This is a genomic window from Candidatus Angelobacter sp. (assembly GCA_035607015.1).
Classification (GTDB): Bacteria; Verrucomicrobiota; Verrucomicrobiia; order Limisphaerales; family AV2; genus AV2.
The window spans coordinates 1-5741 of record DATNDF010000507.1 but is presented as its reverse complement, the minus strand read 5'-3'; the positions used below and the strand labels follow the sequence as shown (position 1 = coordinate 5741).

At 61.1% G+C, this 5741-nt stretch carries 6 protein-coding genes; 4 read left to right on the top strand and 2 right to left on the bottom strand.

The window, feature by feature from the left end:
• On the bottom strand, positions 1-944 hold a 944-nt coding region (locus tag VN887_20500), incomplete at its 3' end, for a BadF/BadG/BcrA/BcrD ATPase family protein (GenBank protein HXT42400.1).
• 95 nt (positions 945-1039) lie between these two features.
• The gene (locus VN887_20495) at positions 1040-1276 is read right to left on the bottom strand and encodes a hypothetical protein (protein ID HXT42399.1); all 237 of its coding nucleotides are present in this window, start codon (positions 1274-1276) and stop codon (positions 1040-1042) included.
• 83 nt (positions 1277-1359) lie between these two features.
• On the opposite strand from VN887_20495, the gene VN887_20490 reads away from it, so the two are divergent.
• From VN887_20490 to VN887_20475, 4 genes are all read left to right on the top strand, one after another.
• Positions 1360-2925: a peptidase S10 gene (locus tag VN887_20490; GenBank protein ID HXT42398.1), complete on the top strand. Its 1566-nt coding sequence runs from the start codon at positions 1360-1362 to the stop codon at positions 2923-2925.
• 105 nt (positions 2926-3030) lie between these two features.
• On the top strand, positions 3031-3687 hold the full coding sequence (locus VN887_20485) for a DUF1349 domain-containing protein (protein ID HXT42397.1): 657 nt from the start codon (positions 3031-3033) through the stop codon (positions 3685-3687).
• Between the two features lie 124 nt (positions 3688-3811).
• The gene (locus VN887_20480) at positions 3812-4789 is read left to right on the top strand and encodes a sugar phosphate isomerase/epimerase family protein (protein HXT42396.1); all 978 of its coding nucleotides are present in this window, start codon (positions 3812-3814) and stop codon (positions 4787-4789) included.
• A 166-nt stretch (positions 4790-4955) separates the two neighbouring features.
• Positions 4956-5741: Gfo/Idh/MocA family oxidoreductase (locus VN887_20475; GenBank protein ID HXT42395.1), on the top strand; the 786-nt coding region annotated here is incomplete at its 3' end.

Sequence of the window (5741 nt, the reverse complement as noted above, 5' to 3'; positions counted from 1 at the left end):
CCGGAGGCGGCGTCCCGTGGACAGAAATGTTGCCTCGCCAGCTCGACCGCCCCCCACACGCTTTCCCGTTTCAGCGGCGTCACAACCGCGTTCGGCCACAGTTTGTGAAGGAGTGTCGTCACCTTTTTCGCGAACCGCGGCTGCCGGCTCAGAACTCCACCGGCCAGGACGAACTGAACGCGTGACCTCGGTTGCGCCAGCCTCCTGGCGCAGGCGACGGCGTCCCGGGCCAGGCCCCAGGCCGCGCCCTCGAGAATGTCGGAGGCAATCGAGTCACGCCCGGCCCACGCGTCGAAGACCTCGACCGCCAGGGCCGCGATTTCATCCTTACCGGCGCCCCGCACCCAGCCGATCAAATCGTCCGGTTCGTTGAGCTGGAGTTTGCGAAGAATTCCCCGCCCGAGCCTCGACCAGGTGCGGTCACAATCGAAATAATAAACCACGGCTTTGAGTGCGCGCAGGCCGATCTCAAAGCCACTCCCTTTATCACCGAGAATGTGGCCCCAGCCTCCAACCTTCGCGGTCTCGCCGCTTCTGGCCCGGGCGAAACAACACGAGCCGGTGCCGCTCAGGACAAGAACGCGCGTCGCACCAGGATCGCCCTTTTCATCAGTGGCCGCCATCAACGCCGTTTCCAGATCGTTCGTCGCAAAGCAAGGGACTCGGGGCCAGACGCGAGCGGCTGCGCGGCGGATTCGGTCATGGTCGGCTTTCGTGCGGGCGCCGGCCATTCCGATGCCAATGCCGCACGGAGCGGGCGCCTCTTTGCCGATATCCCGCAAACGCTGAATCAGTTCCCCGTCGTCAAGCAGCCGCAGATTTGCCGGGCCCGCTTCAATCCGCCGGACGACTTCGCCGCGTTCATTCACGAGCAGGGCCAGGGTGCGCGTGCCGCCTCCTTCAATGCCAAGAAACAACGGCGTTCCGCCGGGCTGCTTTGTCATCCAACGAAGTATTTTCAGCCGGGACGTTTTTGCAAGGTGAATGGGTGAAACGCACTCGTGTCAGGTGACAGCCGAATCACGCTTCGTTTTGCGCGTCAGTGTGTCTGGCTCAGGAGATAGAGAAGATACGCAAAACCGACCGAGGCGAGAGCGCCGACGACGATTGCCCACCGCACGAACTGCTGGTGGCGTTTGCGGTTCGACCGTCCCATGCCCGGCAAAAGGTAGTAACGATGCTCCTCTTTGTTCTTGCGCGTCCAAAACATAGCCGGTCGGCGGTTCGACGGCGCTGTATAGTCAATGCCGTCCGGTTTGGCAAACGAACAAATCATTACGCGCCGGCGAAAGAGGGGATCAACCCGGCGCGGCTGCGTTTCGGTTTGCCTTCGTTTCATCTCAACGCCATCATCCGCGCATGTTCAAGCCCCTGCTGTTCGCCTTCGCCGTTTCAGGTTCGCTCGCCATCTGCCGCGCCGCGGAATCACCGGCCCGCCCTGACGACAAGGCCCGTGAAAAAGCGCCCGAAAAAAACTCCACCGAATCCGACAAGGAGAAGTCGAAATCGAGTGAGCCCAAGGAGAAGCTCGTCGAAAGCAAGCACAGCATCACCATCAACGGCCAGAAGATTGACTATACCGCGAAGGCCGGGACGATTCTGCTTCGCGACAACGAGGACAAACCGACCGCCGCCATTTTCTACATCGCCTACACCAAGGATGGCGTGGAAGACTCCGCGAAACGCCCCATCACCTTTTCATTCAACGGCGGCCCCGGCTCCTCGTCGGTGTGGATGCACATGGGATTGCTCGGTCCGCGCCGCGTTGTTCTGGAGGAGGACGGCAGTCCGCTCCCACCGCCCTACAGGACCGTGGACAACCAATACTCCCTGCTGGACGAGACCGATCTCGTGTTCATTGATCCCGTCAGTACCGGTTTCAGCCGCGCGGTCAAGCCCGCCGACGCCTCGAAATTCCACGGCGTGGAGGGTGATCTCCGTTCCGTCGCCGAATTCATCCGCCTTTACACGACGCGGAACACGCGCTGGGCTTCGCCGAAGTTCATCATCGGCGAGAGTTACGGCACCACCCGCGCCGCGGGCCTGTCCGGCGAATTGCGCGAACGGCACCGCATGAACGTGAACGGCATCATGCTCGTCTCCACCGTGCTCAACTTTGAAACGATTTCGTTCTCCCGCGGCAACGACCTTCCTTATGTCCTCTATCTGCCGAGCTACGCGACAACGGCATGGTATCACAAGAAACTTCCCGCCGACCTGCAGAAACTGCCGGTCGCCGAGGTCGCCGCCAGGGCGCAGTCCTTCGCCGAAGAGGATTACAACAACGCCCTGCTGCAGGGGGCGTCGCTGCCGTCCGGCAAACGCAAAAAGATCGTGAAGGAACTGGCGCGTTTCACCGGGCTTTCGGAGGAATACGTTGATCGCGCGGACCTGCGCGTGCCGCTGGCGCGGTTTGCGGAGGAGCTCCTGCGCGCGGAAGGACGCGTGATCGGTCGCTTCGACAGCCGCTACAAAGGGTACGTGCGCGATCGCGTCAATGACACGATGGAATACGACCCGAGCGGCGAGGCGGTTTACGGCACGTTCACCGCGACATTCAACGATTACGTGCGCCGCGAACTGAAATACGAGAGCGACCTGCCTTACGAGATTCTCACCGGAAACGTCCAGCCATGGAACTGGGGCGAACAAAACCGGTATCTCAACGTCGCCGAGACGCTCGCGGAGAGCCTTACGCGCAACCCGTTTTTGAAGGTTCACGTTTCCAGCGGCTATTTCGACATGGCCACGCCCTGGTTCGCCACGCACTACACGTTCGGCCACCTCGGCATTGATCCCACCCTTGCTAAAAACATCACGCTGGACGATTACACGGCCGGTCACATGATGTATCTGAACCTCGCCGACCTGAAAAAACAAAAGGCCGACCTGGCGCGCTTCATCCGCTCCGCCTCCGGCCAATAGGCGGCGCGGCGGGCGGATTCCGCGTGACCGCGCGTCGCATTTCCGGACGGAAGGACCGGCTTGTTCGATTTTGACGCTGATAAACTCCAGAACCGGGCAACTTCCATGAAGTCATCTCCATATTTGTTTCTAGTGTGCACGGCGCTCGCCGTCACGATTTGTCGCGCGGACGAGCTTTTGTTTCAGGATGACTTCAAAGGGAAACCGGGCGAGGGATGGTCCTGGTTGCGCGAACACCGCGATCACTGGCGCGCGAGTGAACGCGGGCTGGAGGTCCGGATCGAGCCGGGCAACATGTGGGGCCCCGCCAACGATGCCCGGAACGTTCTGCTGCGGCCGGCGCCGGATGCAACGAAGGGCGAAATCGAAGTCTCCGTGAATGTGGCCAGCGCGCCGACCGAGCAATACGAACAGGTGGATCTCGTCTGGTATTTTGACGACAGCCACATGGTGAAGATCGGGCGCGAACTTGTGGACGGAAAACTCAGCATTGTCATGGGACGGGAGGAGAACGACCGGACCCGCACGATCGCCATCATTCCGTTGGATGCGGCCTCGGTGCGCCTGCGGCTTCTCGTGAAAGGCAATCAGATCCGGGGCCAGTTTCGCGCCCCGGACGCGAAGGATTGGCGCGACGCCGGCCAATGCGACCTGCCTGGAAACGGCGGCGCAAAGATAAGTCTGCAATTTTATCAGGGCCCGGCGCAGGCCGAACATTGGGCGCGGGTCACGGAGTTCCGCGTCCGGCGAAAAGAGAGATGAATCCTACCCACGTTTCACCAGAGCCACTGGGAGGCCCATTCCGCCAGTGATAATTGGTTTGAAACCGGACGAGAATGTGGCGACAGTTTTGCAAACAAATACAACCCTGCTTTCAATTGAGTCCATGACCACTACAACGCAAAAATTCTCCCGACGTGAAGCAGTCGCCCGAACCGGAGCATTGATTGGCGCTGCGTTGGTCGGCGGCGGTAGTCGAACAACCGCGCTGGCGGAATCCAGCGCATCCGTCGCCAGCAACCACGCCGGTTTTGTGTTCTGTCTCAATACCGCCACGATCCGCGGACAAAAACTGGGGATCGTCAAAGAAATTGAGGCCGCGGCCAAAGCGGGCTATCAGGCGATTGAGCCGTGGGTCGATTCCATTGACGAATACAGGAAGCAGGGCGGCTCGTTGCCGGATCTGAAAAAACGGATTGCTGATGCCGGCCTCGCGGTTGAAAGCGCGATCGGTTTTCCGCAATGGATCGTGGACGACGACGCAAAGCGCGAGAAGGGAATGGAGCAGGCGAAACGCGAAATGGACCTCGTCGCGCAGATCGGCGGCAAACGACTGGCGGCGCCGCCTGCCGGTGCGACGGATGTGCCGGGGCTGGGCTTGTTGAAGGCCGCCGAACGTTATCGCGCGCTCCTTGAGGCCGGTGACCGGATCGGCGTCGTGCCGCAGCTCGAGCTTTGGGGCTTCTCGAAAAACCTCAACCGGCTCGGCGAATGCGCGGGCGCAGCCATTGAGACGGGCCATCCCAGGGCATGCGTCCTGGTGGACGTTTACCATCTTTACAAGGGGGGTTCCGATTATCACGGGCTTGAACTGCTCAACGGAAACGCGGTCCATGTTCTGCACATGAACGACTACCCGGCCGAGCCGCCGCGCGAAACAATTGACGACAGTTTCCGCGTCTTTCCTGGCGACGGCGTGGCGCCTGTGATGCAAATTCTACGCGCGTTGCGGTCAATCGGCGGGCAAAAAGTGCTGTCGCTGGAGTTGTTCAACCGGAAATACTGGGGAATGGACGCCACCGAAGTCGTAAGGTCTGGCCTGGAAAAAATGAAGGCGGCGGTGGGCAGGACGCTCAGCCAATGAGCGCGCCCCGTCCCGGACGCGCAACAGGTGATCCCGCCCGGCGAATCCGTCAAAGTTATTTTACAAGCCGAAATTCCCGGTTGGCGGCCATCGCTCGCTCTGGAATACTATCGGCAGACAATTCCCGGCGACACGCCCGGATGGAAGGCATTTTATGCGTGATGATGTGAAACCAATCTCCCGGCGAAGATTCATCGGTGGAACCGGCGCAGCCCTTGCCTCGTTCGCCATTGCGCCGCGCCATGCAATCGCGGCAAGCAGCCGGACGCCGCCCCGTGAAAAACTGAACATCGCCTGCATCGGTGTCGGCGGACGCGGCGGCGACAATCTCGGATCGCTCCGCGACCAGAACATCGTCGCGCTGTGCGACGTGGACGAGGGGCGGCTCAACGCCGCCGCAGCGAAATTTCCCCGGGCAAAAAAGTTTCGCGACTTCCGCAAAATGTTTGACGCAGTGGACAGATCGCTGGATGCCGTCGTCGTTTCCACGCCCGATCACACTCATTCAGTCGCGGCGATGGCCGCCATCAAACGCGGAAAACACCTCTACTGTGAGAAGCCGCTCGCTCATTCAATCTACGAGGTCCGTGCCCTCATGAAGGCCGCGAACGACCACAAGGTCGTGACGCAACTCGGCAACCAGGGTCATTCGTTCGATTCGATCCGCACGTTCTGCGAGTGGATCTGGGACGGCGCCATTGGAAACGTTCACACGGTGCATGCTTACACCGGGGCCGTGAATTCGCACATGGGCCAGCTCGCGCGGCTCTCCGAACAGCACGCGGTTCCGCCCACGCTCGACTGGGACCTGTGGCTTGGGCCGGCGCAGTTCCGCCCTTACCATCCGCTCTACCAACCCGGCACGTGGCGGGGTTGGACGCCGTTCGGATCCGGCTCCATCGGCGACTGGACGTGCCACGTTGTGGATCCTGTTTTCTGGGCGCTGGACCTT

Excerpts from the sequence above, each read along its gene's own strand:
- VN887_20495 (HXT42399.1), bottom strand. The coding sequence starts at position 1,276 with ATGATTTGTTCGTTTGCCAAACCGGACGGCATTGACTATACAGCGCCG.
- VN887_20490 (HXT42398.1), top strand. The coding sequence starts at position 1,360 with ATGTTCAAGCCCCTGCTGTTCGCCTTCGCCGTTTCAGGTTCGCTCGCC.
- VN887_20485 (HXT42397.1), top strand. The coding sequence starts at position 3,031 with ATGAAGTCATCTCCATATTTGTTTCTAGTGTGCACGGCGCTCGCCGTC.
- VN887_20480 (HXT42396.1), top strand. The coding sequence starts at position 3,812 with ATGACCACTACAACGCAAAAATTCTCCCGACGTGAAGCAGTCGCCCGA.